Source organism: uncultured Agitococcus sp., from assembly GCF_937920075.1.
Classification (GTDB): domain Bacteria; phylum Pseudomonadota; class Gammaproteobacteria; order Pseudomonadales; family Moraxellaceae; genus Agitococcus.
The window spans coordinates 1-1346 of the sequence record NZ_CALETI010000408.1 but is presented as its reverse complement, the minus strand read 5'-3'; the positions used below and the strand labels follow the sequence as shown (position 1 = coordinate 1346).

The window sequence follows — 1346 nt, the reverse complement described above, 5'->3', positions numbered from 1 at the left end:
CCACCGTTACTGCAACATTTATGGTCTTTGGCAATAGAAGAACAGTTTTATTTCTTTTGGCCTTTAGCTTTGTTGCTAACCGTTCGATACTTTGGACAAAAAGGCATATTGTGGCTAGCTTCTATGCTGACTCTAATCACAGCAAGCAATATGGCAATTTTAGCTATTCTAAATAATATACCCTTAGAGGCTGACCCTAATCGCTTATATTTGGGGACAGATACTCACACCAGTGGTTTATTTGCAGGCGCAATGTTGGCATGTTTATGGAATCCATGGCGCATTGATTTTCAGGCACAAAAAGCCTCGTTGTCTATTGTATTTAGTGTGCTTGGTGTTATGAGCTTATTGTGTTTGTGTGTCTTGTTCGCTTATGTAAATGAAACGCAAACCTGGTTGTATCGAGGTGGTTTTTTAGGTGTAGCCTTTGCTACTGCCTGTGCTATCATGGGGGCGACTTATCAGGGGGGATATTTAGAAAAAGTACTAAGTGTTCCTGTAATGCGCTATTTGGGAGAGCGTTCTTATGGCTTATATTTGTGGCATTGGCCAATATTTGTCCTAATTCGCCCCCAAGACTTTATCATCAATGACGAGTTGGTACAGGGTTTGCGGCTAATTGTAACCATGTTAGCTGCCGAATTATCCTATCGTTATATTGAAACGCCTTTACGCTTTGGCAATATTGGCACATGGCCACGTCAAAAGCAGTGGCAATGGTTGGGTATTTCGGTGGCAAGTGTAGTTGCAGTCTTTGTGTTATATCAACGATCTATCTCAGAGGTACTCACAACACCCACAAAAACAACAACAAATTTAATAATTGAACCTGTTCTTGTGGCAACCCAGCGTACCACAATACCTTCTGCTCAAAGTGAAGTCATAACATTGCCACCACACATGGCTACAGGACCGATTGAGCCTATTGAAATGTTGGCTATTGGCGATTCAGTCATGTTGGGTGCAGCGGATTATTTAAAAAGAGGCGTAGTGGGTATGGAGGTGAATGCTGCGGTGGGACGACAAGGACGCGATGCCATTAAAGTCATTCGCCAATTAAAAGCAGAAGGAAAATTACCCGCACGATTATTGATTCATATGGGGACAAATGGCTATTTGCCTGCTCCACAATTTAAGCAACTAATAAAAGATTTATCGGATAGAGAAGAAATAGTGTTAATTAACATACAAGCCAATCGGCGTTGGATGGGAGATAATAATGATTTATTAAATAGTTTTAAAACAGACGAGTTTAAAAATGTACATATTATTGATTGGGCGGCAAACTCTGCTGCTCATCGTGATTATTTTGTTGCTGATGGCATTCATTTAAGCACCAAAGGGAT

The 1346-nt window shown here is 40.8% G+C and carries 1 protein-coding gene; it reads left to right on the top strand.

The genetic code is table 11. From position 1 onward, the window contains the following. Positions 1-27: 27 nt before the first annotated feature. Positions 28-1346: acyltransferase family protein (locus tag Q0212_RS14135; RefSeq protein WP_297926622.1), on the top strand; the 1319-nt coding region annotated here is incomplete at its 3' end.